Origin of the sequence: Pantoea sp. Acro-807 (assembly GCF_011752675.1) — a bacterium.
In the GTDB taxonomy this organism is placed as follows: domain Bacteria; phylum Pseudomonadota; class Gammaproteobacteria; order Enterobacterales; family Enterobacteriaceae; genus Pantoea; species Pantoea eucrina.
On record NZ_VWXE01000001.1, the window covers coordinates 1,326,335 to 1,352,992 of the forward strand.

At 60.0% G+C, this 26,658-nt stretch carries 20 protein-coding genes; 11 read left to right on the plus strand and 9 right to left on the minus strand.

What is annotated here, in order from left to right; all coding sequences use genetic code 11:
* Window positions 1-198 precede the first annotated feature (198 nt).
* Together F3J39_RS06430 and F3J39_RS06435 are read right to left on the minus strand one after the other, a co-directional pair.
* Window positions 199-1,347, minus strand: a complete 1,149-nt coding sequence (locus tag F3J39_RS06430; RefSeq protein WP_039385214.1) for a GlxA family transcriptional regulator — start codon at window positions 1,345-1,347, stop codon at window positions 199-201.
* A gap of 335 nt (window positions 1,348-1,682) precedes the next feature.
* Window positions 1,683-3,059 carry an L-serine ammonia-lyase gene (locus F3J39_RS06435; protein WP_039385216.1) on the minus strand — a complete coding sequence of 459 codons (1,377 nt, stop codon included), beginning with the start codon at window positions 3,057-3,059 and terminating at the stop codon, window positions 1,683-1,685.
* 308 nt (window positions 3,060-3,367) lie between these two features.
* Between F3J39_RS06435 and glyA the strand changes: the two genes are divergently transcribed.
* The 9 genes from glyA (at window position 3,368) to F3J39_RS06480 (ending at window position 15,444) form a co-directional block, all read left to right on the plus strand.
* Window positions 3,368-4,633: a serine hydroxymethyltransferase gene (gene glyA / locus F3J39_RS06440; RefSeq protein WP_039385219.1), complete on the plus strand. Its 1,266-nt coding sequence runs from the start codon at window positions 3,368-3,370 to the stop codon at window positions 4,631-4,633.
* An 85-nt stretch (window positions 4,634-4,718) separates the two neighbouring features.
* A complete protein-coding gene (locus tag F3J39_RS06445; protein WP_166713958.1) occupies window positions 4,719-5,972 on the plus strand; it encodes a sarcosine oxidase subunit beta family protein in 1,254 nt (417 codons plus the stop codon).
* An 11-nt stretch (window positions 5,973-5,983) separates the two neighbouring features.
* Window positions 5,984-6,271 (plus strand): sarcosine oxidase subunit delta, encoded by a 288-nt coding sequence (locus F3J39_RS06450; protein WP_065648985.1) that lies wholly within the window; start codon window positions 5,984-5,986, stop codon window positions 6,269-6,271.
* A gap of 12 nt (window positions 6,272-6,283) precedes the next feature.
* Window positions 6,284-9,304, plus strand: coding sequence for a sarcosine oxidase subunit alpha (locus F3J39_RS06455; RefSeq protein WP_166713959.1), 3,021 nt, complete (start codon window positions 6,284-6,286; stop codon window positions 9,302-9,304).
* Window positions 9,297-9,968 (plus strand): sarcosine oxidase subunit gamma family protein, encoded by a 672-nt coding sequence (locus F3J39_RS06460; RefSeq protein WP_082032665.1) that lies wholly within the window; start codon window positions 9,297-9,299, stop codon window positions 9,966-9,968. Before F3J39_RS06455 ends, F3J39_RS06460 begins: the two co-directional genes overlap by 8 nt.
* 67 nt (window positions 9,969-10,035) lie before the next feature.
* Entirely contained in the window at window positions 10,036-10,896 is an 861-nt protein-coding gene (purU, locus tag F3J39_RS06465) for a formyltetrahydrofolate deformylase (protein WP_039385228.1), read from the plus strand.
* Between the two features lie 181 nt (window positions 10,897-11,077).
* On the plus strand, window positions 11,078-12,736 hold the full coding sequence (locus tag F3J39_RS06470; protein ID WP_108569565.1) for a BCCT family transporter: 1,659 nt from the start codon (window positions 11,078-11,080) through the stop codon (window positions 12,734-12,736).
* A gap of 64 nt (window positions 12,737-12,800) precedes the next feature.
* Window positions 12,801-14,678, plus strand: a complete 1,878-nt coding sequence (locus F3J39_RS06475; protein WP_166713960.1) for a DUF294 nucleotidyltransferase-like domain-containing protein — start codon at window positions 12,801-12,803, stop codon at window positions 14,676-14,678.
* 7 nt (window positions 14,679-14,685) lie between these two features.
* Window positions 14,686-15,444, plus strand: a complete 759-nt coding sequence (locus F3J39_RS06480; RefSeq protein WP_039385234.1) for a 3'-5' exonuclease — start codon at window positions 14,686-14,688, stop codon at window positions 15,442-15,444.
* Here the strand turns inward: F3J39_RS06480 and F3J39_RS06485 are convergent.
* Window positions 15,433-16,854, minus strand: coding sequence for an EmmdR/YeeO family multidrug/toxin efflux MATE transporter (locus F3J39_RS06485; RefSeq protein WP_039385236.1), 1,422 nt, complete (start codon window positions 16,852-16,854; stop codon window positions 15,433-15,435). The genes F3J39_RS06480 and F3J39_RS06485 overlap by 12 nt on opposite strands.
* Window positions 16,855-17,126: 272 nt before the next feature.
* Here F3J39_RS06485 and F3J39_RS06490 point away from each other — a divergent pair, with 272 nt between their 5' ends.
* Complete coding sequence (locus F3J39_RS06490; protein ID WP_166713961.1) at window positions 17,127-18,581, plus strand: AMP nucleosidase; 1,455 nt, start codon at window positions 17,127-17,129, stop codon at window positions 18,579-18,581.
* A 54-nt stretch (window positions 18,582-18,635) separates the two neighbouring features.
* Here the strand turns inward: F3J39_RS06490 and F3J39_RS06495 are convergent, their stop codons facing one another.
* Window positions 18,636-19,934: an NCS2 family permease gene (locus tag F3J39_RS06495; RefSeq protein ID WP_217647492.1), complete on the minus strand. Its 1,299-nt coding sequence runs from the start codon at window positions 19,932-19,934 to the stop codon at window positions 18,636-18,638.
* Between the two features lie 405 nt (window positions 19,935-20,339).
* Here F3J39_RS06495 and F3J39_RS06500 point away from each other — a divergent pair, with 405 nt between their 5' ends.
* Complete coding sequence (locus tag F3J39_RS06500) at window positions 20,340-21,080, plus strand: response regulator transcription factor (protein ID WP_039385241.1); 741 nt, start codon at window positions 20,340-20,342, stop codon at window positions 21,078-21,080.
* Here F3J39_RS06500 and F3J39_RS06505 read toward each other — a convergent pair.
* From F3J39_RS06505 to F3J39_RS06525, 5 genes are all read right to left on the minus strand, one after another.
* On the minus strand, window positions 21,023-22,069 hold the full coding sequence (locus tag F3J39_RS06505) for a carbohydrate kinase family protein (RefSeq protein WP_071667971.1): 1,047 nt from the start codon (window positions 22,067-22,069) through the stop codon (window positions 21,023-21,025). The two genes, F3J39_RS06500 and F3J39_RS06505, sit on opposite strands and share 58 nt — an antisense overlap.
* A 1-nt stretch (window position 22,070) precedes the next feature.
* On the minus strand, window positions 22,071-22,931 hold the full coding sequence (locus tag F3J39_RS06510) for a ketose 1,6-bisphosphate aldolase (RefSeq protein ID WP_145338969.1): 861 nt from the start codon (window positions 22,929-22,931) through the stop codon (window positions 22,071-22,073).
* 115 nt (window positions 22,932-23,046) lie between these two features.
* Window positions 23,047-23,985: an ABC transporter substrate-binding protein gene (locus tag F3J39_RS06515; RefSeq protein ID WP_039385245.1), complete on the minus strand. Its 939-nt coding sequence runs from the start codon at window positions 23,983-23,985 to the stop codon at window positions 23,047-23,049.
* A gap of 72 nt (window positions 23,986-24,057) precedes the next feature.
* Complete coding sequence (locus F3J39_RS06520) at window positions 24,058-25,041, minus strand: ribose ABC transporter permease (protein WP_108569559.1); 984 nt, start codon at window positions 25,039-25,041, stop codon at window positions 24,058-24,060.
* 10 nt (window positions 25,042-25,051) lie between these two features.
* Window positions 25,052-26,554, minus strand: coding sequence for a sugar ABC transporter ATP-binding protein (locus F3J39_RS06525; protein ID WP_039385247.1), 1,503 nt, complete (start codon window positions 26,552-26,554; stop codon window positions 25,052-25,054).
* Between the last annotated feature and the right edge of the window lie 104 nt (window positions 26,555-26,658).

The window sequence follows — 26,658 nt, forward strand, 5'->3', positions numbered from 1 at the left end:
TGATTCATAACCGGGTGCGGCCGAATGAAAACAGAATAGGGTTTACGCTGCGGATGAATTGTTCTGAAAACGTCACTTGCCTGACAGCTGGCGCAGCCCCGGAAAGTGAACGGATGGTTTAAACCGATGAGCGGACATAAAAAAGCTGCCCTGAAGGCAGCGTTTTCAGCCGGCACGCATCACAGGCGGCGGGTGGCGTCAGAGATCCGTTGACAGTGCCACTGAGCCAAAGGTTGGCTCAAAGCGCGCCTCATTCAGGATGCGCAGAGAGGCGGATACCGTGCTCTCCTGCTGCCAGTTTGTCAGGCCGGGCATTTCCGCCATAAAGAACTGCGTCAGCGTCTTGCCGCCTCCCTGACTGTGTACGCCCCGCCGCTCTTCGCGCGGCGGCACGCCAAGATGTTCGCGATAGCATTTGCTGAAGTGCGGCGTAGAGACAAAGCCGCACGCCAGGGCGATTTCAATAATCGACATGGAGGTCTGCTTCAGCAGCTGGCGGGCGCGGAACAGCCGCAGCTTCAGATAGTAACGTGAGGGCGAGCAGCGCAGGTATTTCTGAAACAGCCGCTCCAGCTGACGGCGCGACAGGCCGACGTAACCTGCCAGCTCATCCAGATCGATCGCCTCCTCAATGTTGGCCTCCATCAGCGATACTGCCTCCACCAGGCTTGGCTGCGCCGTGCCGAGCACGTGACGCAGCGGGATACGCTGATAGTCTGATTCATTGCGTACGCGGTCGCAGATAAACATCTCTGAAATGCCGGCGGTGAGCTGGTGGCCAAAGTGGCGCTGGATCATGGTCAGCATCATATCCATCGGCACGGTGCCGCCGCTGCTGGTCATGCGATCGTGCTCAATCACAAACAGCTGGTTGGTACAGATGACTTTGGGGTACGCCTCCTGCATGGACGCAATGCACTCCCAGTGCGCGCTGCAGTGATACCCATCCAGCAGCCCGGCTTCCGCCAGCAGATAGGGTCCGGTACAGATGCCGCCAATCAGGATTTTGCGGCGCGCCATGCTCTGCAGCCAGCTCACCTGACGGCTGGTATAACTGCGGGTAATGTTGACACCCCCGACCACGATCAGCACATCCAGTGCTGCCACGTTAGCCATCGAATGATCGGGCGTAATTGAAATACCATCACTTGCCACAACGGGCGCACCCTCTTCACTGACGGTACACCAGCTATACAGTTCCTTGCCGCTTAGCTGGTTCGCCATGCGTAAAGGTTCAACTGCGGTTGCCAGAGCCATCATGGTGAAATTATTGACCAGTAAAAAGCCTACGCTGCGCTTTTTAATATCAGTAGAGGGACTTTTCAAAATTGCGTCTGTGTCGAACATGTGCGCTGACCTCTATTAGGCTAAACAGAAACATTACCCGGGGGCATCTCCCCCAATCGCTTTCCATCACCTATAGAGTAAGCAACAGACATGCCATTCGTCACCAGGATGGCCCTGCGGAAAATGACACACAGTTAACATAAGCGAAACAAATGTTTGTTCAGCTTCACAGATTTGATCATTGCTGCACGAACTGCTCCCTTTAGCCTCAAAACAGTGCAGACGCTGACCCGTTTTGGTTAAGTCAGCGCATTTTGCACTCTTTTACATCACTGTCCACTGCCTGTCCGTATGGCGATCCGCATAAGCTGTCGTAACCAATTAGTTACACAGAATTAACATTCAATCGCGTTGACTGCCAGACCCCCTTTCGACGTCTCTTTATATTTATCCTGCATATCGCGGCCGGTATCGCGCATGGTACGGATCACTTTATCCAGCGAAATAAAGTGCTGACCATCGCCGCGCAGCGCCATCTGCGCGGCATTAATCGCTTTCATTGCCGCAATCGCGTTGCGTTCAATACAGGGCACCTGCACCAGCCCGCCCACCGGATCGCAGGTCAGGCCAAGATTGTGTTCCAGCGCAATTTCTGCCGCGTTCTCAACCTGTTCCGGCGTGCCGCCCAGCACGTCCGTGAGGCCAGCCGCCGCCATGGCACAGGCGGAGCCGACCTCGCCCTGACAGCCCACCTCAGCGCCGGATATAGACGCATTCTTTTTGCACAGCGCCCCGACCGCGGCCGCCGCCAGCAGAAAGTCCACCACATCCTCTTCGCGCGCGCGGGGTTCAAACTGCATGTAGTACATCAGCACGGCCGGGACAATGCCGGCGGCGCCGTTGGTCGGTGCCGTCACCATCCGCCCGCCCGCGGCGTTCTCTTCGTTGACCGCCAGCGCATAGAGATTGATCCAGTCCATAGCGGAGAGCGTCGAGCTGATGACATTCTCCGCTGAGGCGCGGCGCAGAGACTGATAGAGCGCTGGCGCACGGCGGCGCACCTGCAGGCCACCCGGCAGGATACCCTCCTGGGCCAGCCCGTTAGCGATACACTGCTGCATCACCTGCCAGATCTGCGCCAGCCCGCTGCGGATCGCCGCTTCGTCACGCCATACCTTTTCATTTTCCAGCATCAGCGCGCTGATACGCAGCCCCTTTTCGCGGCAGTGGGCCAGCAGCTCCGCTCCGCTGTTAAAGTCATAGGGCAGCGTGCACTGCGGCACCAGATGTGCAGTGGCCGTGGCCTCCTCTTCATCCAGCACAAAGCCGCCGCCGATGGAGTAATAGACCACCGAGAGGCTGTCGCCGGTGCGGAAATAGGCGTTCAGCCGCATGGCGTTCGGGTGATAAGCGAGCACGTCATCCACAAACAGCAGATCCTGATGCCAGTCAAATTCAATGTTTTCCCCCCACGGCAGCGTCACTGAACCGGTTTCACAGATCGCCTGTACCGTGGCGTCAATGATGTGCGGATCGATGGTATCCGGTGAGGCCCCCATCAGCCCGAGCAGCACCGCTTTGTCCGTGCTGTGCCCGCGTCCGGTTGCGCTCAGCGAGCCAAACAGTTCAATTTTAATGCGGCAGAGCGCCTGCCGCCTGGCACTCTGGCTCAGCTGCTCAACAAAGCGCTGCGCCGCGCGCATGGGCCCGACGGTGTGCGAACTGGAGGGGCCAATTCCGACCTTAAATAAATCGAAGACGCTAATACTCATTCTGCTCTCCCGGGCTCACGGCCATGTAGTGTTTACCTGCCGCATTATCGATGGCGTAAAAAATCGATGGATGCCGGAGAACGACGCATTTCACCGTGAACTCGCCATTTTCCGCCCGGCGTAGCCGCCTTACCCTGCCGCACGGTGGCGGGTAGCGCCCTATGTCGCAAATTGACATAGCCCCGGCGTTACCAAACATCCTGGCCGCAGTGGCGCTGGGTATTATCAACCCACACTCAATTTACCGCTGCCCTGAATGGCTCAGTTCCGGAGCAGGCGCCGCGCGATTATCCGGGCAAGGAGAGAGCATGTTTGCGAAAAGCGACACCATTCAGAGCTTTGACAGTGAACTGTGGCAGGCAATAGAGCAGGAAGCGGTACGTCAGGAAGAGCACATCGAGCTTATCGCCTCAGAGAACTACACCAGCCCGCGCGTTATGCAGGCGCAGGGCACGGTACTGACCAATAAATATGCGGAGGGCTATCCGGCCAAACGCTACTACGGCGGCTGTGAATATGTCGACATCGTGGAGAAACTGGCGATTGAACGCGCCTGTACGCTGTTCGGGGCCGATTACGCCAACGTGCAGCCGCACTCCGGCTCGCAGGCTAACGCGGCGGTCTATATGGCACTGTGCCAGCCGGGTGACACTGTGCTGGGCATGAGCCTGGCGCACGGCGGCCATCTGACGCACGGCGCACACGTCAATTTCTCCGGCAAGATCTATCACGCCGTGCAGTATGGCCTGAACGAAGCAACGGGCGAGATCGACTACGACCAGGTGGAAGCGCTGGCGCTGGAGCATAAGCCAAAAATGATTGTGGCTGGCTTCTCCGCCTATTCACGCGTGGTTGACTGGGCGCGCTTTCGCGCTATCGCCGATAAAACGGGCGCGTGGCTGTTTGTCGATATGGCACACGTCGCGGGCCTCGTCGCCGCCGGTATCTATCCTAATCCGCTGCCGTTCGCTGACGTGGTCACCACCACCACGCATAAAACCCTGCGCGGTCCGCGCGGCGGTCTGATCCTGGCGAAAGCCAATCCGGAGCTGGAGAAGAAACTGAATGCCGCCGTATTCCCCGGCGGCCAGGGCGGTCCGCTGATGCATGTTATCGCCGCCAAAGCGGTAGCCTTTAAAGAGGCGATGCAGCCTGACTACGCAAACTATCAGCGCCAGGTAGTGAAAAATGCGCAGGCGATGGCGGAGGTCTTTATTGCGCGTCAGTACGATGTGGTCTCGGGCGGTACCGATAACCACCTGTTTCTGCTGAGCCTGATCAAACAGGGCCTGACCGGCAAAGCGGCGGACGCCGCGCTGGGCCGCGCCAATATCACCGTCAATAAAAATGCTGTACCGGGCGATCCGCAGTCGCCGTTTGTGACCTCCGGCCTGCGCATCGGTGCACCGGTGATCACCACGCGCGGCTTTAGCGAGGAGAACTGCCGCACGCTGGCAGGCTGGATCGCAGACATCCTCGACGTCATGCACAACGAGGAGCAGCTGGAAGTGAAAATTGCGCAGGTGAAGCAGCAGGTGCTGTCGCTGTGTGCAGATTTCCCGGTTTACCGCTAAGCCAGAACGCCCCCGGCCTGCCGCGGGGCGCCGTCTTACCCTCTGTCCATTCGCACACGCGGTATCGTTACGGGAGTAGATAAACATGCAACGCTATTCAGGATTTGGCCTGCTCAGACACAGTCTGAGCTTTCATGAGAACTGGCAGAAGGTCTGGCGCAATCCGACACCGCAGAAACGCTATGACGTGATTATTATCGGCGGCGGCGGTCACGGTCTGGCTACCGCTTACTATCTGGCAAAGGAGCACGGCATCACCAATGTGGCGGTGCTGGAAAAGGGCCACCTCGGCGGTGGCAACATCTGCCGCAACACCACCATTGTCCGCTCTAACTACCTGTGGGATGAGTCCGCCGCGCTCTATGAGCACTCCATGAAGCTGTGGGAAGGCCTGTCGCAGGAGCTGAACTACAACCAGATGTTCTCGCAGCGCGGCGTCTACCACACCTGCCACACGCTGCAGGATCTGCGCACCAATGAGCGGCTGGCGAACGCCAACCGCCTGCAGGGCATCGATAACGAAATGGTCTATGGCGACCAGCTGCAGCGCGAGATCCCGGCGCTCGACTGCAGTAAAGATGCGCGCTATCCGGTGCTGGGCGCCTCGGTGCAGCGCCGCGGCGGCAACGCCCGCCACGATGCGGTGGCCTGGGGCTATGCCCGCGCCGCCGACAGCCTGGGCGTGGATCTGATCCAGAACTGTGAAGTGATCGATATGGAGATCAGCGACGGCAAGATCACCGGCGTGAAAACCCGCAACCACGGCGTGATCAAAGCCGATCGCGTGGGCTGCGTCACCGCCGGCAACTCCGGCGTGATGGCGAAAATGGCGGGCTTTGAACTGCCGGTGGAGTCGCATCCGCTGCAGGCGCTGGTCTCAGAGCCGATTAAACCCTTTCTCGATACGGTCGTGATGTCCAACCACGTACACGGCTACATGAGCCAGTCTGATAAAGGCGATCTGGTGATTGGCGCCGGCATCGACGGCTGGGTCGGCTATGGCCAGCGCGGATCCTACAGCGTGATTGAGCACACGATCCAGGCGATTGTTGAGCTCTTCCCCTGCACCAGCCGCGTACGCATGAACCGCCAGTGGGGCGGCATTGTTGATACCTGCCCTGACGCCAGCCCCATCCTTTCCGCGACCCCGGTACGCAACCTGTTTTTCAACTGCGGCTGGGGCACCGGCGGCTTCAAAGGCACCCCCGGCTCCGGCAACCTGTTTGCCCACCAGCTGGCGCACGGCACGCCGCATCCAATCGCTGAACCTTTTGCAATGTCCCGTTTTTACACCGGGGCCCTGGTTGATGAACATGGCGCTGCGGGCGTGGCCCACTAAGGACTTTTAGCATGCTGCACATTTACTGTCCTCACTGTGGTGAGTATCGCGAAGAAGAAGAGTTTCATCCGCGCGGTCAGGCGCATATCGCCCGGCCCGCTAATCCGGATGCCTGCAGCGACGAGGAGTGGGGAACCTTTCTCTATTTCCGCAAAAATCCGCGCGGTATGCATAACGAACTCTGGGTACATAGCGCCGGCTGCCGTAAATTTTTCAACCTGACGCGTGACACACAGACGTATGAAATCAAACGTGTTTATACACTCGATGAACAGCCTGAAGCCGGCGAGCAAGGGTAAGGAGCGCAGAGCATGAGCCAGAAAAATCGCCTGCCGTCCGGCGGCAGAATCAACCGTTCCACCACGCTGAACTTTACCTGGAACGGCCGTCAGTATCAGGGCTACGAAGGCGATACCGTCGCCTCTGCCCTGCTCGCCAACGGTATCGATATTGTCGGACGCAGTTTTAAATACAGCCGCCCGCGCGGCATCGTTGCCGCGGGCGCGGAAGAGCCGAATGCGGTGCTGCAGCTGGGTGCAACGGAAGCGACTCAGGTACCCAACGTGCGCGCCACGCAGCAGACGCTCTATGAGGGCCTGGTCTGCTCTGCCACCAACGGCTGGCCCAATGTGGAATCTGACCTGATGGGGCTGGTGGGTAACCTCGGCGGCAAAGTGATGCCGCCCGGCTTTTACTACAAAACCTTTATGTATCCGCAGTCAATGTGGCCGACTTACGAGAAATTTATCCGTAAGGCCGCCGGGCTGGGACGCGCGCCGCGCGAAAAAGATCCTGATATCTACGATGCCATGAATCAGCACTGCGATGTGATGATCGTCGGTGCCGGGCCGGCGGGCCTGATGGCGGCGCTGACCGCCGGCCGCAGCGGCGCACGCGTGATCCTCGCGGATGAGCAAAGCGAACCGGGCGGACACCTGCTCGCCAGCCGCGAACTGATCGAGGGCAAGCCGGCCGCCGACTGGGTGGCTGAGGTGGTGGCTGAGCTGGCCACTATGCCGGAAGTGACGCTGCTGATGCGCGCGACGGTGAACGGCTATCACGATCATAACTTCTTAACCATTAATGAGAACCGCACAGATTACCACGGCGACCGCGCGGCAGCCGGACAGGTACGCCAGCGCATGCACCGCGTGCGGGCGCACTGGGTGGTGCTTGCCACCGGCGCGCAGGAGCGCCCGCTGGTCTTCAGCCATAACGATGTGCCCGGCTGCATGATCCCCTCCGCCATCTCCGTCTATATCAACCGCTACGGCGTGGTGCCCGGCAATCAGCTGGTGCTGATGACCACGAACGACAGCGCCTATCAGACCGCGCTGGACTGGGCCGATGCCGGGCGCGAAGTGGTGGCCGTAGTGGATACCCGCGCCGCCACCAAAGGCGAGCTGGCCGCCGCCGTGCGCCGCCGCGGCATTCGGGTAATTAGCGGCAGCGCGGTGATCGACGTGCAGGGTAAAAAGCGCGTCAGCGGCGTCACTATTGCCGCCATCGATAAAAAAGGCGACGCCCTCACCGGTAAGCCCTTTACCCTCTCCTGCGATACCGTCGCCAGCTCCGGTGGCTGGAGCCCGGTGATCCACCTCGCCGGACATACCGGCAGCCGTCCGGTCTGGAACAATGAAGTGATTGGCTTTCTGCCCGGCCCGACCGCGCAGCAGCAGCTGACGGCGGGCGGCATCAACGGCCGCTACGCGCTCGACAATGTGCTGCAGGAAGGGATCAAAGCGGGTCAGGATGCCGTACTGCAACTCGGCCTGACGCCGGTTGAGGTCGCCCTGCCCGAAGTGAAAAAGTGGATTGAGCATCCGCCCGCCGCGCTGTTTCATATTCCGCACACCAAACCGATCAGCCGCGCGCCAAAGCAGTTTGTTGACTATCAGAATGATGTCACAGCGGCCGGCATTGCGCTGGCAACGCGCGAAGGATTTGAGGCGATTGAGCATATCAAGCGCTATACGGCGATGGGGTTTGGTACCGATCAGGGAAAGCTCGGCAACATCAACGGTATGGCGATTGCCGCCAAAGTAACGGGCAAAACCATTCCCGAGACCGGGACCACGGTGTTCCGTCCGAACTATACCCCGATCGCTTTTGGCGCTATCGCGGGGCGTAACTGCGGCGAGCTGTTCGATCCCAAACGCTTTACCGCGATGCATAAGTGGCACGTGCAGCAGGGGGCGAAATTTGAAGATGTTGGCCAGTGGAAGCGTCCGTGGTACTACCCGCGTCCGGGTGAAACCATGCAGCAGTCGCTGGATCGCGAATGCCGCGCGGTGCGCAGCGGCGTCGGCATCCTTGATGCCTCTACCCTCGGCAAAATTGATATTCAGGGCAAAGATGCGCGCGAATTCATCAGCCGCGTCTATACCAACGCCTGGGCTAAACTCGGCGTCGGCAAGTGCCGCTACGGCCTGATGTGCGGTGAAAGCGGCATGGTGTTTGATGACGGCGTAACCTCCTGCCTCGCGGAGAACCACTTTCTGATGACCACCACCACCGGCGGCGCGGCGCACGTTATGGAGTGGCTGGAACTCTACCACCAGACCGAGTGGCCGGAACTGGAGGTGTTCTTCACCAGCGTAACCGATCACTGGGCGACCATGACCATTTCCGGTCCGGAGAGCCGCAACCTGCTGGCGGAACTCTGCAGCGATGTGTCGCTGGATAAAGAGACCTTTAAGTTCATGGACTGGCAGGAAGGCACGGTCGCTGGCGTACCGGCGCGTATCTTCCGCATCTCGTTTACCGGTGAGCTCTCGTTTGAGATCAACGTGCAGGCAAACTACGGCCTTGCGGTCTGGGAGAAGCTGTTTGAGCACGGCGCGAAATATGATCTGACGCCGTACGGCACGGAGACCATGCACATTCTGCGGGCGGAGAAAGGTTTTATTATTGCCGGTCAGGATACGGATGGCTCGGTGACGCCGCACGATCTCAATATGGGCTGGTGCGTCGCCGATTCAAAGCCGTTCAGCTATATCGGCAAGCGCGGTATGGCGCGGGCAGACTGCGTGCGCGAGCAGCGTAAACAGCTGGTCGGCCTGAAAACGCGCGATCCGCTGGTGGTCCTGCCGGAAGGCGCGCAGGCGGTAGCCAATCCGCAGCAGCCGGTGCCGATGGATCTGCTGGGCCACGTCAGCTCCAGCTACTGGAGCGCCAATCTGAACCGCAGTATCGCAATGGGCTTTATCAAAGGCGGACTGCAGCGTATGGGCGAAACCGTGTTTTATCCGCTGGCAGATGGCCGCGTGGTGGAAGCGGAAATCTGCAGCCCGGTCTTTATCGATCCGAAAGGAGAACGTCAACATGTCTGAAACCCTCTTACCTGAAACCAAACCCGCAGAGGCCGTCAGACAGGTCGCGGTAATGAACCAGAGTGCGCCGCAGGTACGCGCTGAATCGCCGCTGCACCATGCCGATCGCGGTAACGTCACTGCCAGCCAGTCGCAGCAGGCGGGCGTTGAACTGCGTGAGCTGGCGCTGCGCGGGCATCTGGTGCTGCGCGGTTCGCAAAACAGCGCGAGCTTTATGCAGGGCTGCCTGACGGTATTAGGCCTGCCGCTGCCCACCGCGCCGCTGACCTCCGCCGAAGATGGCGATATCTCCGTGCGCTGGCTGAGCCCCGATGAGTGGCTGGTGGTACTGCCGATGGATCAGCTGTTCCCGGTGGAGAAAGCGCTGCGCGCTGAAATTACTGGTCACTTTTCGGTGGTGAACGTCAGCGGCGGACAGACCATTCTGGCGCTCTCCGGTAAACACGCGGTCGATGTACTGAAAAAGAGCACGGTGCTTGACCTGCATCCGTCACAGTTTCCCGTCGGCAAAGTTGCCGGATCGGTGTTTGCGAAGAGCAGCGCGCTGATCCGCCGCACCGGTCCGGAAAGCTGGGAGCTGGTGATCCGCCGCAGCTTTGCAGAGTACATCTGGCTCTGGCTGCGGGATGCCAGCCGCGAATATGGGCTGAAGATCACCGCGTAATATCCGGCCGTGCTGGCGCGGCTCTCTGTCCGCCGGCACGCCTTTCCCTTATTATCAGGAGTCGCCCATGAGCGTGCTGCCCGATTCATGGATTTTTACCGCCAGCTGCCCGAGTAAATTAGGCACGGTGGATGTCGTGACCCGGTTTATGGCGGAATCGGGTCACTATATTAATGAGATCCATTCGTTCGACGACCGCGTCAGCCACCACTTTTTTATCCGCGTCGCTTTCTCACCAGCCGCGCACTTCAGTACCGATATATTTCGCGATAATTTTACGCCGCGCGTCACTCCGTTTGAGATGCAGTGGCAGCTTACCCCGCCGCAGCATCGTGAGCGCGTGGCTATTCTGGTCTCTAAATTTGATCACTGCCTGAACGATCTGTTATTCCGGCATCGCACCGGACAATTATCTATTGATGTGCCGCTGATTATTTCCAACCATCCCGATCTCTGCTCCCTGGCGGAATGGCACGGCATCCCCTGGTACCACCTGCCGGTAAATAATGCGAATCGCGCAGAACAGGAAGCGCAGATTCTCGCGCTGCTGGAACAATATAATATCGACCTGGTGGTTCTGGCACGTTACATGCAGGTTCTTTCACCGCGGATGTGTGAAAAGCTCGACGGTAAAGCCATTAATATTCATCACTCTCTGCTGCCGGGATTTAAAGGCGCGCGTCCTTATCATCAGGCGTGGGAGAAAGGAGTCAAAATGGTCGGTGCCACGGCGCACTACGTTAATAATGATCTGGATGAGGGACCCATTATTACGCAGGGTATTCAGAGCGTGGATCACGCGCTCTATCCCGACGATCTTATCAGCCGCGGCCAGGATATTGAACGCGTCACGCTATTTAACGCGGTGCGTTATCACGTCGAGAAACGCGTATTTTTAAGCGGCAAGCGCACGGTGGTATTTAGTTAGCCGGTGCAGTGTTGAATATAAATGTGCAGCCAATGCACCCGCAGGCTGCACGCTTTTATCTTTTTGCGGAAAACAGGGTAATCAGGGATTGATCACGACCTTCAGCGTTAAATAAAACAGAACCTGGCCTGATAGCAGTGCCGGTTTTTAACAACAACACGTAAGTCGCGAGGAAATCACTATGGCGGATTCCAGAGATCCGATGACGCCTGATGGCGAAGTATCGCCCTATGATACTGACTATCAGGTAGGCCAGGATAATATTATCGTGAACGTCGGACCCTTTGGTCTGGATATTCACAACCGGGTATTTGCGATATCCGGCATTGCCGTAATCGTATTCGTTATATTAACGCTGGTGTTTCAGAGTGACGTTGCCCCGCTGTTTAAAGGTATGCTTAACTGGCTTACCAGCAAACTCGACTGGTTCTTTCTTTCTGCCGGTAATGTCTTCGTGATCATCTGCCTGGGTCTGGTTTTCTCCCCGCTGGGCAAGGTGCGTCTCGGCGGCACCCTCGCCCGACCCGATTACAACTATGTCACCTGGTTTTCGATGCTGTTTGCCGCCGGTATGGGCATCGGCCTGATGTTTTACGGCGTCTCGGAGCCGCTGTCGCATTTCTCCAGCGCGATAGGCGGCACGGCCACTGAAAATGGCGTGCGTACCGACTGGGCGCCGCTGGGCGGTGCGAGTGGATCAGCAGAAGAGGCTACGCGGCTGGCCATGGCGGCTACGATTTTCCACTGGGCGCTCCATCCGTGGGCGATCTATGCGGTTCTTGCCCTGGGACTGGCCCTCTTCACCTTTAACAAAGGCCTGCCGCTGACTATCCGGTCACTCTTTTATCCGCTGCTGGGTGACGCCGTATGGGGCTGGCCCGGTCATCTGATCGATATCCTTGCCGTGCTGGCCACGCTGTTTGGCCTCGCTACCTCGCTCGGGCTGGGTGCCTCGCAGGCGGCGTCCGGACTCAATTTCCTGTTTGATGTACCGCTGGGACAAACCACGCAGATTGTACTGGTGATCGCGATTACCGCTATTGCCACCTTTTCTGTGGTCGCCGGGCTGGACGCCGGGGTGCGGCGCTTATCAGAAGCGAACATGATCCTCGCCGGTCTGCTGCTGCTGTTTATTATCGTGGTCGGCCCGACCATGCTGCTGTTTAGCGGCTTTTTCTCTAACCTCGTCTCCTATATTGAGTTCCTGCCCGCGCTCTCCAATCCGGTCTCCCGTCCAGACAGCAATTTTGCCGCCGGCTGGACCTCCTTCTACTGGGCGTGGTGGATCTCCTGGTCACCGTTTGTCGGCATGTTTATCGCGCGTATTTCACGTGGTCGCACGGTACGGGAGTTTATCATCTCCGTGCTGCTGGTCCCGTCACTGGCGTGTGTACTGTGGATGACGGTACTGGGCGGCACCACTATCCATCAATATTTTACTGAGGGATATCAGAGTATTGCTGATGCCATTCTGCCGCTGCAGCTCTTTACCATGCTCGACACGCTGCCGCTGGCCAAAATCACCTGCGTGGTCGCCATCATTCTGGTGGTGGTGTTCTTTGTCACCTCAGCTGACTCCGGCACGCTGGTGATCGATATCATCGCCTCCGGCGGTAAAATTGAATCCCCGACTGCGCAACGCGTATTCTGGTGCGTGTTTGAAGCGCTGGTCGCCATCGTACTGATCCTCGGCGGCGGGCTGGATGCCCTGCAGGCAATGGTGGTCTCCACCGGATTGCCCTTTGCGCTGGTGCTGCTGGTCGCGTCGGTCGCGGTTGTAAAGGGATTGCTCTCTGAGCCGCGCCCGACGCGCCCGGCTCCCGCCGTGCGCAATCAATAGCACGTAAGCAGGCGGATAGCCGACCGGGCTATCCGCCGCTGCCGGTGCAGGAAGGGAGATCGCTATGCAGGCCGGACATCAGGAAATCATCGATTTTATTCAGCGCTACCCGCCGTTTAACACCCTGCCGCTGACGGCGCTGGCGCGGATCGCAGCCACCCTTGAGGTGAGCTATTACAAAGCCGGCACGCCGATCCTCACCTTTGGTCAGCAGGTTGACGCCTGGTACCTCATCCGCAGCGGCGCAGTGGAGATCTATCGCCGCAACGGCGACCTCTATAATCGCCTCAGCGCCGGCGGCTATTTTGGTGAGTTCGGCTTATTGCGCGAGAACAGCGTGCGCTTTCCGGTTACCGCCCTGGAAGATACGCTGACCTATCTGATTCCCGCCCCGATTTTTAATGAGCTGTTCAGCAAACATGAAGAGTTTGCCGACCTGGTAGAGGTGGAAGATCGCACCCGGCTGCGGCAGACCGTGGCGCGTACCGAAGAGGCGAGCGGCCTGATGACGTCGCGCATCGAGGCGCTAATCAGCCGGCCACCGGTGACCATCGACAGCCGCGCCACGGTGTGTGAAGCCGCACAGAAAATGAGTAAAGAGGGCGTCTCATCCCTGCTGATTGTGACCCCGGAGGCGGATGGGGAGCGTTCCCAAACGCTGGCTGGGATCGTCACGGATAAAGATCTGCGCGACCGGGTAATTGCCCGCGGCCTGAGCTTCGATACGCCAGTCGCGACAATTATGACCGGGCAGCTGACCCACGTCAGTCACCACCAGCTGGTGTTTGAAGCGATGCTCATCATGATGCAGCACAACATACATCATCTGCCGGTGCTGAAGCAGGATCTGCCGGTAGGAGTGATTTCCCAGTCAGATATTATCCGCTATGAGTCACAAAACAGCCTGTTTCTCGTCAGCCGCATTTTTCACTGCAACAGCATCAGTGAGCTGAGCACGCTGAAAAATGAGGTACGCGCCTGCTTTAGCCGCATCGTGCGTGAAGACGCCAATTCGCAGATGACGGGCCGCGCCATGGCGGTGATTGGACGCAGTTTTACGCAGCGGCTGCTGGCGCTGGCTGAAGCGGAGCTGGGGCCGCCGCCGGTGCCCTACTGCTTTATCACGCTGGGGTCGATGGCGCGCCAGGAGCAGCTGCTGGTCACCGACCAGGATAACGCACTGATCCTCGACAACCGGTATGATGCATCCCGCCATGAAGCCTATTTTATGGCGCTGGCGCGCCGCGTCTGTGACGGCCTGGCGGCGTGCGGCTATCACTACTGCAGCGGCAACATCATGGCCACTAACGGCCGCTGGCGGCAGCCGCTGGCCGTCTGGGAAGGATACTTTGATGAGTGGATCGACACCCCTTCCCCGCAGACATTGCTCGACAGCGCAATCTTCTTCGATCTTGATGCCGTCTGGGGCCAGCTGGCGTGGGGCGAGCAGCTGAATAAACGCATTACGCATAAAGTCCGGCACAACTCGCGCTTTCTCGCCTGCATGGCGCGCAACGCGCTGCTGCGCAAACCGCCGCTGGGGTTCTTTAAAAATTTTGTCATGGAGCCTTCCGGTCAGCATACGCAGTCTATCGATATGAAACGGCGCGGCACCGCGCCGCTGGCGGATCTGATCCGCGTGCACGCGCTGGCGGCCGGTTCAGCCGCTCGCAACTCATTTGATCGGCTGCAGGATATTATGCAAACCGACCTGCTGCCGCACGGACGCGGTCAGGATCTGCGCGATGCGCTGGAGTTTATCTCGATGGTGCGTATCCGCCATCAGGCGCAGGACGTGGAGAGCGGTCAGGAGCCGGATAACCGCATTGAACCGCTTAATCTTTCTGAGTTCGAACGCAAAAATCTCAAAGATGCGTTTCAGATCCTGAGCAACGCACAAAAATTTCTCAAATACCGCTATCAGCCAGGCCGGAAAGTGTGAGGTAAACATGCTGCACATCAGTAAACAGCTGCTGCGTTCCGCCCCCGCGCCCGCGCCGCATGCGGGAGTCGCGCCCGCGTGGCCCGCGCTGCTGGCGCAGCAGGCCGCGACGGCACGCCATCCGGCGCTGCAGCACTACTACCGGGCGGGCGTACCGGACGCGGCGACGCCGATCGGCGAGGTGCCGCTGCTGGCAATGGATTTTGAAACCACCGGGCTGAATACCCGGCGCGACGATATTGTCAGTATTGGCCTTATCCCTTTCAGCCTGACGCGTATCCGGCTGAGTGAAAGCGCACACTGGATCCTCAACCCGCGGGCCGACTTGCGCCATGAATCAGTGGTGATCCACGGCATCACCCACGCGACGGTCGCGCAGGCGCCCGACCTGAGCGAGCGGCTGCTGAAGCTGCTGACGATGATGGCGGGTCGCGTCATGGTGGTGCACCATCGCGGCATTGAGCAGCATTTTCTGAACGCGGCGCTGCAGCGGCGCATCGGAGAGGGCATTATTTTCCCCTGTATCGACACGCTGGCGCTGGAGGGGCTGCTCTGTCAGCACGCGCCGCTCAGCCGGCTGAAGAGACTCTGGCGCGGCAGGTCACGCCCCTCGCTCTGCCTGCCGGAGAGCCGGGCGCGCTATCATCTGCCGCACTACCCGGCCCATAACGCGCTGACGGATGCGCTGGGCTGTGCCGAGCTGCTGCAGGCGCAGTGTGCCCACCATTTTCCGCCGCAGACGCCTTTGCGTGAGTTATGGTGCTGAGCCAGCCGCTTTTGCCACCATACGCCGGTAGTTATGCAGCCACTTGCCGCTATTGAGCCGCCACCAGAAGCAGAGACCGCGCACCGTCCAGTCCAGGAACATGCCAAGCCACACGCCGATCACCCCCATGCCCAGTTCGATGCCCAGCAGGTAGCCTGCCACCACGCGAGCGCCCCACATGCTGAACATTGATACAAACATGGTATAGCGCGCATCGCGGGCGCCTTTCAGTCCGGCAGGCAGCACCCAGGAGGCGGTCCAGATCGGCATAAACGCGGCGTTGAGCCAGATCAGATGTTTCGTGACTTCAATCACTTCCGGGTCGCGGGTATAGAAGCGCGCCAGCGTACCCGCCAGCGGCACGGTGATCAGCGCCAGCGTACAGAGCCCGATCATCGCCAGCCAGAACACATGCCTGATCTGCCGCTCCGCCTGCATCACCTGATTCCGGCCCAGACGCTTGCCGGTAATAATGGTAGAGGCCGAACCCAGCGCGTTGCCCGGCAGGTTAATCAGCGTGGCGATAGAAAAGGCGATAAAGTTGCCGGCGATTTCATTGGTGCCCATACCGGCGACAAAGATCTGCGTCAGCAGCTTACCGCCGTTAAACAGCACGGACTCAATACTCGCCGGCACCCCGATGCCCAGCACCTCCATCAGAATGGCGCGATCCCAGCGGCGGAAGTAGCTGCTGAGCGTAAGCTTCAGCGCCGGGCTGATACCGCGCCAGAGCGCATAGAGCACCGCCAGCGCCCCGATATAGCGCGAAATCGTCAGCCCGAGGCCCGCCCCGACGAAGCCCATCCCTTCCCAGCCCAGCGCGCCATAAATCAGCACGCTACTGATCATGATGTTCAGGATATTCATGCCGCCGTTGATCAGCATCGGGATTTTGGTGTTGCCCGCCCCGCGCAGGGCGCCGCTGCCGATCAGCGCAATCGCCGCCGCCGGGTAGCTCCAGGCGGAGGTCTGCAGGTAGCTCAGCGCCAGCTGTTTGACCTGCGGATCGGCGCTGCCGGCGATAACGTCGATAATCAGGTGTCCCCAGAACTCTATCGCCAGCGCCAGTACCAGCGCCAGCACGGTCATCAGCCCCAGCGACTGCCGGGTGGCGGCGCGGGCGCGTTTACCGTTACGGCGCGCCAGGCTAAACGCCACCACCACCGTGGTGCCAAGATCGATAGCGGCAAAAAAGGAGATGATCACCATGTTGAAGCTGTCTGCCAGCCCGACACCCGCCATCGCCTCTTTGCCCAGCCAGCTGACCAGAAACGTGCTTAGCACGCCCATCAGCATTACGCAGAGGTTTTCAATAAAGATAGGGATCGCCAGCGGCGCGATCTCACGCCACAACAGCGTGCGGTACATCCGGCGCCGCGGATACCACGCCGTATTACGCACCGCCCGCATTACTGCCACACCGGGATTTTGCAAGAGAGTACCAAATCACTTTGGATGAGAGAGGAGAGGTAATGATGATAGGCGGCCAGCGATTATGCAAAGTCTTTGCAGCGGCCATTTAATCATTATTACAAACTTTTTATTTCTGCCCGCTTTGCGCAGCCACGTTAATTTCTGTACGCAATAATTACGCTGGCATAGCGTCACAGATTCTTAATTATATCAGCCGGTTTATCCGCTATGCTCTGCTCAACCTGATCCATTTTCCTGAAGGAGAATCAATGCAAACACAACGGAACGGATTGACTGCCCATCAGGCACTGGATGAACTGGAGCGCTGCTACGATGCGGCGGTTGAGGCGCTGCGCAACGCTATCCGCGGCTTCACTGAACGAGGCACGCTGCCTGACGCAGAGCAGCGGCAGCAGGGGCTGTTTGTCTATCCGGAGCTGCGCCTGACCTGGCAGGGAGAGGGTCCGCAGCAGAACCGCACCCGTGCCTGGGGCCGCTTTACCCATACCGGCCGCTACAGCACGACGATTACCCGCCCTGCGCTGCTGCGCCACTATCTCAGCGAGCAGCTGCAGATGATTGAGAAAGAGTATGAGGTGCTGATTGAAGTGGGGCCGTCGCAGCAGGAGATCCCCTACCCTTACGTGATTGACGGCTCGGATCTGTCGCTGGATCGCTCAATGAGCGCCAGTATTGCCCGCCACTTTCCGACTACCGAGCTGTCGCAGATTGGCGATGAAACCGCTGATGGCCTGTTCAACGCCGATGCCCGCTTCCCGCTCTCCCACTTTGACGCGCTGCGCACCGACTTCTCGCTGGCGCGTCTGCGCCACTACACCGGTACGGCAGTGGAACACTTCCAGCCTTTCGTGCTGTTTACCAACTACACCCGGTACGTCGATGAGTTTGTGCGCTGGGCGATAGAACAGGTGCAGGATCCCGCCACGCCGTATGACAGCCTCGCCTGCGCCGGTGATGTCGTGATCACGGCGGAAACGGCCGATCCTGCGGCGATGATGTCCGATCTGGCGTGGAAAAAGCACCAGATGCCCGCCTGGCATCTTACCTCGCCTAACCGGCGCGGGATTACGCTGGTCAATATTGGTGTGGGCCCTTCGAATGCCAAAACGATCTGCGATCACCTGGCGGTAACGCGTCCGCACGCCTGGCTGATGATTGGCCACTGCGGCGGCCTGCGCGAAAGTCAGAACATTGGCGACTATGTGCTGGCGCACGCCTACCTGCGTGATGACCATGTGCTCGACAGCGTGCTGCCGCCGGATATTCCGGTACCCAGCATCGCCGAAGTGCAGCGTGCGCTCTATGACGCAACCAAGTCAGTGAGCGGCATGCCGGGTGAAGAGGTTAAACAGCGGCTGCGTACCGGTACGGTGGTGACCACAGACGATCGTAACTGGGAGCTGCGCTACGCCGCTTCCGCGCTGCGTTTCAACCTGAGCCGCGCCGTGGCGGTGGATATGGAGAGCGCGACCATCGCGGCGCAGGGCTACCGCTTCCGCGTGCCTTACGGCACGCTGCTGTGCGTATCGGATAAACCGCTGCACGGTGAGATCAAGCTGCCGGGTCAGGCGAATCGCTTTTATGAAGGGGCCATCTCTGAGCATCTGCAGATTGGCATCTGTGCGGTAGAGCTGCTGCGCGCCGAGGGCGATAAGCTGCACTCCCGCAAGCTGCGCACCTTTAATGAGCCGCCGTTCCGCTAACGCACCGGCCAGCCATTATCAGCAGGGAAGCCCGTCCGGGCTTCCCTTTTTTCATCAGGCGCTGAGCCAGCCCAGCTTGATGACAAACAGCAGCGAGAGGATCACCAGTGCGCTATTCACTTCACGGGCGCGGCCGCTCAGCAGCTTAACAACGGTCCAGGTAATGAAACCAAAGGCGATGCCGTTCGCAATTGAGTAGGTCAGCGGCATGGTCAGCGCCGTTACCGTTACCGGTGCCGCCGTCGTCACATCTTTCCAGTCGATTTCCGCCAGGCCCGATGCCATCAGCACGGCGACGAACAGCAGCGCCGGGGCGGTGGCCCAGACCGGTACGCTACCCGCCAGCGGCGAGAAGAACAGGCTCAGCAGAAACAGCGCGGCCACCACAATGGCCGTCAGGCCGGTGCGTCCGCCGGCGCTGACGCCAGCCGCAGATTCCACATAGCTGGTGGTGGTTGAGGTACCGAGCAGTGAGCCAAACAGCGCAGCCGCGCTGTCAGCAATCAGTGCACGTCCCATTTTTGGCACGTTGCCCTGCTCATCCGCCAGACCTGCGCGCTTAGTTACGCCCAGCAGGGTGCCGGTATTATCAAACACATCAACAAACAGAAAGGCAAAAATTACGCTTACCAGCCCCACATTAAAGGCGCCGGCAATATCGAGCTGCATAAAGGTCGGTGCGATTGAAGGCGGCGCGGAGAAGACGCCGCCAAACGGCGTCAGGCCGATGCCCATAGAGATAAAGGTCACCACCAGTATGCCAATCAGCACCGCGCCGGTCACGCGGCGCGCTTCCAGTACCACGATGATAAAAAAGCCGAGCAGCGCCAGCAGTGGCCCTGGTTTGGTCAGATCGCCCAGCCCGACCAGCGTCGCCGGGTTATCCACCACAATGCCGGCCCCTTCCAGCGCAATCAGCGCCAGGAACAGGCCGATACCGGCGGCGATGCCGGCGCGCAGCGGCAGGGGGATGCTGGCAATAATCCACTCGCGGATTTTAAAAATCGAGAGCGCAAAGAAGATCACCGCCGACAGAAACACCGCGCCCAGCGCAATCTGCCAGGTGTAGCCCATATGCAGCACCACGGTGTAGGTAAAGAACGCGTTCAGCCCCATGCCGGGTGCCAGCGCAATCGGATAGTTAGCAATCAGTCCCATCAGAATTGAGCCGATCGCCGCCGCCAGGCAGGTCGCCACAAACACCGCCCCTTTATCCATGCCGGTCGCGCCCAGAATAGAGGGGTTAACAAACAGGATATAGGCCATGGCGAGGAAAGTGGTGATCCCCGCCACGATCTCCGTGCGCACGGTGGTGTTGTGCGCTTTAAGCTTAAACAGTTTCTCTAACATCATTTTCTCTCATGAGCGGAGACGCAGCGGCTGCGCGTTCTCACTGGCCAAAGTGGTTAACAGCTGATCGTTGTTGCTGAAAGCGAGCCTGCCGGACGTGAGGTGTCCCCTCCGCTTTCCCCTGTCCTGATAGCAATTGCTGTGCCATCTCCTGCGCAATCGTTTACGTTTTCCGTTGCGCATCCGGTTAAGAAAAGTCTGAACCAGAAAGAAGCGCGATTATGGTGCATTGCCCCGCTGCTGCGCAATCGTTTTCCTTGCTGCCCTATAAAGCGCGATAATTTTGCGGTGCCGCACGCTTTCGCGTTCTGCCTGGCGATATCGCTCACGTTTCTGCTGCACGATTCAGCAGGCTAAAAACAGCAGGTTATAGTGCCTTTACTCTCTGCATGATAACGAGGCCGCGCCATGAAGCCCGCGATACTGATCGTTGACGATGATCGTGCCATCTGCGAACTGCTGCACGATGTCTTAAGTGAGCACGTTTCCGCCGTGTATCGCTGCCACCTCGGGCGCGATGTTCAGGCGCTGCTGACGCAGCATCCGGATATTTCGCTGGTGATGCTCGATATGATGCTGCCGGATACGAACGGGCTGCTGGTTCTGCAGCAGATCCAGCGTGAGCGGCCGGATGTGCTGGTGATCATGCTGACCGGAATGGGCTCGGAAGCGGAGATGGTGGTGGGCCTGGAAATGGGTGCCGATGACTATATCGCTAAACCCTTTAATCCGCGCGTGGTCGTGGCGCGGGCGCGCGCCGCACTGCGCCGCAGCGGCAGGCAGGATGAACCAGACGCTGTTATCCCTGCGGGCTGGCAGTTCAACGGCTGGCAGCTGGATGAGGTGCGCTGCCAGCTGCTGAATCCGCAGCGTGAAAGCGTGCCGCTGACGCAGGGGGAATATACGCTGCTGCGCGCGCTGGTCGCACACGCCCGCAAAGTGTTAACCCGCGACCAGCTGCTGGAGCTGACGCACAGCGAAACGCTGGATGTCTTTGACCGTACTATCGACGTGCTGATCATGCGGCTGCGGCGCAAAATCGAAGCTAATCCGCATCAGCCAAACCTTATCCGCACCATTCGCGGCCTCGGCTATGTATTTTCAGCTGACGTGGTGCGTCCGGCAGCGCGCGTATCGCAGATCGCCTGATCCATCCAGCGCTGCATCTCCGGCAGCGGCCGGATCCCATCCAGCGCGTTCGCCGCGCGCAGGTTAAAGCAGGCGCAGGTGTGCGCCAGCTGCAGCGTGGCTGACAGCGTAAAGCCCTCGTGGCTGGCGTACAGCACGCCGGCGCAGAAAGCGTCACCCGCTCCCACGCTGCCGACAATGTCGCTGGCATTCAGCCGCCACGCCGGCTGCCAGCACGCCTCTCCGCCCCTTTCTGTCCCCCACGCCCCTTCCGGCGCGTGGATCACCACGCGCTGACGCACCCCCTGCTGCAGCAGCCACGCGCCCGCGGCAGCAAACGTCTCCGGCGATGCCAGCCCGGCGCCGTGCCGCAGCGGGATACCGGTCAGCGCCGCCGCCTCCAGCTCATTAATGATTAAATAGTCGAGCCAGCGCAGCGCCGGCAGCACCAGGCTGCGGTGATCGCCGGCGCGCGAGACCAGATCGAGCGAGGTCAGATAGCCGCGCTGCTGCATCTGCGCCAGCAGCCGCGCGCTGCGCGTGCCGAACTGCGCGTCGGGCCGGTCAAGCTGGTCGAGCAGCAGCAGATAGCCGAGGTGAAAAATGCGGTGCGGAGTAGTGAGGTCGCGGAAATGCGCCACATCAAGCAGCGCGCTGGCGCCGCGCGCGTGAAAAAAGGTGCGCTGACCATCCGGCGCGGTCATTACCTGCGTCATGGCAGTGGCCGCTGCGCGGGTGCGCGTTACGCCGCGGCAATCCACCCCCTCCTCGCGCAGTCGCTGCAGCAGATAGTCACCGTCCGCATCCTCGCCCGTGATACCGGCAGCCGCCAGCGGTAAACCTGACTGCATGCGCGCCAGCGTCAGGAGCACATTCGGCACCGCGCCGCCGCTGCAGCGCTCGCGCGCCACGATTTCGGTCAGCCAGCCCTGATCCGGCCAGTGCGTAATGCGCTGGACATGATCGACCAGCAGAGTACCGGCGGCCAGAATGCCGCTGCGTGCCGTCATCTCAGGCGCGTCCGCTGCTGCCGAAAATCTGCATCTGCTGCGCGACCACGCGGCTGATATTGCGCTCCACCGCCATAAGCAGCTCAGCAAAGCTGTCATAGCGGGCGTCGCGCTGATCCATCTGCGTTTCTATTGCGTCCAGCGCCGCCTGGGACATGCCGGTGTAGAAGTTGATTTTATGAATGCCGAGCGTAATGGCGCGGCGAAAGTCGGCGTCGCTAATCCCTGAGCCGCCGTGCAGCACCAGCGGAATACCTGCCGCGCTGCGGATCGCTGCCAGCCGGTCAAAATCGAGGCGCGGTTCGCCTTTATATTTACCGTGTGCGTTACCGATCGCCACCGCCAGGCAGTCGATGCCGGTACTCTGCACAAAGTCAGCCGCCAGCGCCGGATCGGTAAATTTTGCGCTGTCCGCTTCACCGGCCAGCGCCCCGCCCTCGTCGCCTCCCACCGCGCCTAGCTCCGCTTCGACCGAGACGCCCACCGCATGACAGAGTTTTACGACCTCCTGCGTTTGACGCACATTCTCGTCATAGCTCAGCCCGGAGCCGTCAAACATCACCGAGGTAAAGCCCAGGCGCACCGCCTGCACCACCGCCTCGAAATGCAGACCATGATCGAGATTGAGCACCACCGGAATCGCGTGCCGCGCCGCCTCGCAGCGAATCGCCGCGACCAGGTGATCGAGGCTGACATACTTAAAGTGCACCTCTGCAAGGTTGATGATAAAGGGTGAACGCTGCTGCTCCGCTGCCTGAAACAGCGCGCGCAGAAAGTGGGTATCGAGGACGTTAAATGCGCCCAGCGCGTAGCCGTGCTGCTGCGCATGGGCCAGCCCCTGCGCCAGAGATATCAGTGCCATGAAGTGCTCCCGTCACGTGAGGGGTAATGGAGGCTGCGGCGGCCAGGCAACATACCTGCCGCCGCAGCCCTCTCCTGCAGGCAGGAAAGGGATGACGACCGGAAAATCTGCCGCGTTATTTCACTGTCCAGCCTTTGTAACTGCTCACGTTGTCGCGATCGATCATCGTCACCGGGATCAGCACCGGTTTGTCGGGAGCAGACTTGCCTTGCAGTATGTTGTAACCAATTTCCACCGCTTTCTCCGCCATCACCTGCGGGTCCTGCGCCGGGGTCGCCACAAACAGCGAGCCTTTACGCTTCAGCGCCTCTTCCCCGTCCGGTGAACCATCGACCCCTACAATAAAGAATTCGCTGCGCTGCGCCTGTTTGGCCGCCAGGTCAGCGCCGATTGCGGTCGGATCATTGATAGCAAACACGGCGTCGATTTTCGGATTAGCGGAGAGCAGACCGGTCATCACCTCCAGCCCGCCTTCGCGGCTGCCTTTAGCGTTCTGGTTGTAAGAGAGCAGCTTAATATCGGGGTGCGTCTTCAGCTCGCTCATGCAGCCTTCGACACGGTTCTGCACCGCCGAAACCGGCGGTCCGTTGATGATCACCACGTTGCCCTTCGCCTTCAGCCGGTCAGAGATATATTTACACGCCATCGCGCCTGCCTGGGTGTTATCCGAGGTAATGGTGGCGTTAGCGCCATCTGCGGCCACGTCCACCGCCACCACGACGATGCCGGCGTCGCGCGCCCGCTTCACCGCTGGCGCAATGCCTTTGGAGTCGGCGGCGTTGAGAATGATCATATCGACTTTGGCGGCGATAAAGTTATCGATCTGTCCCACCTGCTGACCGAGATCGTAGCCGCTGGAGACCAGCGTCACGTTGACCTTGTCACCTGCCAGCTCGCGGGCTTTCAGCTCGGCACCTTTGGTGATCTGCACAAAGAACGGGTTGGCCAGATCGCCTACGGTCACCCCTATCGATTTCAGCTCTTTTGCCTGTACCAGCGGCGCGCTCAGCAGCGTGGCGGCCAGCAGTCCGGTTACAATCGGATTAAAACGCATAGTTGATGTTCTCCTGCTTTTTTTATTGTCAGCGGTCCGCGGGATCGCCACCTGGAAATGTTCTGCCGGCCTTCAGCTGACGTGATGACGGGTACGGTATTTATCGATTAACACGGCGACGATGATCACGCCGCCTTTGATCACCAGCTGCCAGAAGTAGGAGACGCCCATCAGCGTCATGCCGTTGTTGAGCGTGGCGATAATCAGTGCGCCAATCAGCGTGCCGGTGATGGTGCCGATACCGCCGACAAAGCTGGTGCCGCCGAGGATCACCGCAGCAATCGCATCCAGCTCATAGCCCACGCCAAGGTTGCCGTTGGCGCTGTAGAGTCGTGAGGCGCTCATCAGCCCTCCCAGCCCGGAGAGCAGGCCGCTCATCGCGTAGACAAAAATCAGCACCGCGCCGACTTTGATCCCGGTCAGACGGGCCGCCTGCATATTGCCGCCCACCGCATAGATATGGATGCCTAAAGTGGTACGGCGCAGAATGAACCAGCAGAGCGCGATAACCGCAAAGGCGATGATGATCAGCCACGGCACCGGCCCGAGATAGCCGTTGCCTATCCACTCAAAATTGATGCTGGAGTTAATGACCGTTGTGCCGTCAGCCAGCAGATAGGCGGCCCCGCGCAGGGCGGTATAGGTGCCAAGCGTGACGATAAACGGCGGCAGCCCGGCCCAGGCGACCAGGATGCCGTTGAACAGTCCCATGATCAGCCCGGCACCCAGTGCAGCAGGGATCGTCAGGCCGGCAAAGGCGGGATCGAGCGACACCACCATCGCGACCACTGCCGTGGTGCCGAGCATGGAGCCCACAGACAGATCGATACCGCCGGTCAGAATGACAAACGTCATCCCCGCCGCCAGCACGATATTGATAGAGGCCTGCCGGGTAATGTTCAGCAGGTTCGCCTCGGTGAAGAAGTTAGGTGCGATAAAGCCAAACACCGCCACAATCAGGATCAGAATCGGCAGGATCCCGATCGTCTGCAGCAGATCGCTCATTAACGCCCGTTTCAGCGTCGGGCTGGTTACGCGTGCGGTTTCGCTGGTCATTCCTTTCTCCTCAGGCTGTAACCGGCTGAGCGCCGGTGGCCAGTGTCATGATATTTTCCTGGCTGATGGCGTCACCGCTCAGCTCGCCGGCAATGGTGCCTTCACGCATGACGTAGACGCGATCGCTCATGCCCACCACCTCCGGCAGTTCGCTGGAGATCATCAGAATCGCCACGCCCTGCTGCGCCAGCTGATTCATCATGCGGTAAATTTCACTCTTCGCACCGACGTCCACACCGCGCGTCGGTTCGTCCAGAATCAGAATGCGCGGCGCAATAGATACCCAGCGGGAGATCAGCAGCTTCTGCTGGTTGCCGCCCGATAGCCCGCCCGCGCGAACCTGCGCATGCGGCACGCGAATATTGAGCGAGGCGATAGCGTCAGTGGCGATCTTCTGCCCCTTACGCCGGTTCAGCAGGCCGTAGCTGGCGTCGCGCTCCAGCGTCGCCATCACAATGTTTTCCCGGGCGGCCAGTTCCAGAAACAGCCCCTGCTCTTTGCGGTTTTCAGTGAGAAAGCCGATGCCGCGCGCGATCGCCTCGCGCGGGGAGCGGATGTGCACTTTTTCTCCGTCAATCCAGATTTCGCCGCCGGCGGGCTGCTGCACGCCAAATATCAGCTGCGCCAGCTCGCTGCGTCCGGCGCCCACCAGGCCGGCGAGGCCGACAATTTCGCCCGCGCGTACCGCCAGGCTGCTGGGGTGGACCTTGTTGCGGTCAGTCAGGTGATTGACCGCCAGGCGGATAGCACCAAACGGAATGTCGCGCGCTTTGTTAAACAGATCGCTGAGCGGACGCCCGACCATCATGCGCACCAGTTCGCTGGCGTTGAGCTGCTCACGCGTCAGGCTGCCGACATACTCACCGTCGCGCAGCACGCTGACGCGATCTGACAGCTCATACACTTCAGCCATGCGGTGACTGATGTAGATAATCGCCATGCCTTCGCTGCGCAGCCGCTTGATCAGCGCAAACAGCTGCTCTGTTTCCCGGCTGGAGAGCGCGGCGGTAGGTTCATCCATCACCAGAATGCGGCTGTTGCGGTGCAGCGCGCGGGCGATCTCCACCTGCTGCTGTTCGGCGATGCTCAGACGGCCGACCAGATCGGTGGCGCTGAAGCGCGCGCCAAGCCGCGCAATCACCTGCTGCGCCTCTTCCGCCATCTGCCGGCGTTTCACCAGCCCGCCGCGCGCAATCTCGCTGCCGAGAAAAATGTTCTCTGCCACCGTGAGGTTGGGTGCCAGATTGATCTCCTGATAGATCAGCGTAATGCCCGCCGCCAGCGCCTCTTTAGGGCCGCGGATGGCGTACGGCTTGCCCTCAATCAGGATCTCCCCGCTGCTGGCGCTGTAGGCACCGGCCAGGATTTTCATCAGGGTGCTCTTACCGGCCCCGTTTTCGCCCATCAGCGCGTGTACTTCGCCCGGCCAGATAGTGAGATCCACGCCCTTCAGGGCGTAAAAGCTGCCGAAGCGCCGGGTAATACCGCGCATCTCCAGTATCGGTGCTGTCATTGCCGCGCTCCTGCTGCCGGATAGTGCTGAGCAGTGTCGCCGCGCAACATAAATGGAAAATGTCAGCGCCCGTTCATATTTGTCATATTGCCTCTGCGCGCCAC